Origin of the sequence: Spirillospora sp. NPDC049652 (assembly GCF_040675125.1) — a bacterium.
Classification (GTDB): Bacteria; Actinomycetota; Actinomycetes; order Streptosporangiales; family Streptosporangiaceae; genus Spirillospora.
Map to the genome: position 1 here is coordinate 1 of NZ_JBFAOF010001492.1, position 1,226 is coordinate 1,226.

A 1,226-nucleotide genomic window follows, 5' to 3' on the forward strand; every position below is an offset into this window, starting at 1 on the left:
GCCGCCGACCAGCACCGCGACGCCGCCGTCCGGGGTGGGCCCGGCGGCGGCGCAGGCCAGGGGGCCGCCGTCCGACTCGTCCGAGGCCGACAGGACGCCGATGACCCGGCTCACCAGTTCGCGTCCGCCCTCGCCCGCGGCGGCGGCCTCCTGCAGCGCGCGCAGCAGCCCGTCCACGACGGCCGCGGCCGCCGCGCCGGGCAGCGCGCAGACCAGCGACAACCCGCCCTCGCGCGCGACCAGGCCGTCCCCCGGCAGCGGCCGGACGACCGGCGCGGGCGGGGCGCCGTCCCCCGGCTGCGCGGTCACAGCAGCCGCCCGCCGCGGAGCCGCCACTGCACGAACGGCACGCGCAGCGGCCCGTTGGAGACCAGCCAGACGCCGATCCACACGAACACGAACATCGTGGCGAACGTGGACACCGCGACCCCGCCCCCGACGCCGGGAACGACCCCGGCCCGCAGCAGCAGGAACATCACCACGCCCTCGGGCACGATCGTGACCAGCCCGAACAGCGTCGGCCAGTCCTTGTCCCAGCGGAACTGCATCAGCAGGTGGTACAGCAGCTCCCAGACGACGCCGACGAGCGCGACCGCCAGCAGCATGGCGAACGCGGCCTTGTAGGTCGCCCCCAGGCCGCCCTTGGTGCCGGGCAGCACCGGGGCGATGAGCGCGGTCAGCACCACGCCCACGGTGGCGAGCATGAACAGCCGGGTCTGGATCCGGCCGGCGAGAGTGGGGGTCACCTACGCACTACTTTCTCTAGATCGAGCGGTTCAGGGCCCACTTCAGCCATTGGTTCGTGGACCGCACGGGCCCGAGCCGCTTGACGAACCCGCGCGCGGCGAGGTCGGCGGCGATGTCCAGCGCGGCGGTCTGCATGCCCATGAAGCTGTCCACGGCGAGGAAGTGGTTCCCGCCGGTCGCGGCGCCCGACGCGTACAGGGCGCCGTCGCCGCTCGCGGTGCCGAGCACCTCGAAGTTCGGCCCGACCGCGAGCCGCCCGGCGCCGTTGCGGCGCGCGCCGCCGTTGCGCAGCAGGTCGTCCAGCACGCGGTGCTCGGCCATGTCGGCTTCGAGCCCGGTGCAGTCGATGACGAAGTCGGAGACGAGCCGGTTGTAGGCGCCGTCGTCGCCGCGGGTGTGGCTCAGCAGCCGCCCGTCCATGGTCGGCTCGACCTTCTCCACGATCGCCTGGACCGGGTGGTACCAGCCCCAAGATCGGA

At 74.2% G+C, this 1,226-nt stretch carries 1 protein-coding gene and 2 pseudogenes; all 3 read right to left on the reverse strand.

Going from position 1 to position 1,226, the window contains the following annotated elements; translation table 11 throughout:
- Window positions 1-309 (reverse strand): annotated as a pseudogene (locus AB0J52_RS41380) (hypothetical protein); the annotation flags it as partial.
- On the reverse strand, window positions 306-746 hold the full coding sequence (locus tag AB0J52_RS41385; RefSeq protein WP_500188742.1) for a hypothetical protein: 441 nt from the start codon (window positions 744-746) through the stop codon (window positions 306-308). The gene AB0J52_RS41385 and the pseudogene AB0J52_RS41380, both read right to left, overlap by 4 nt.
- A 16-nt stretch (window positions 747-762) precedes the next feature.
- Window positions 763-1,226, reverse strand: a pseudogene (locus tag AB0J52_RS41390) (hypothetical protein); the annotation flags it as partial.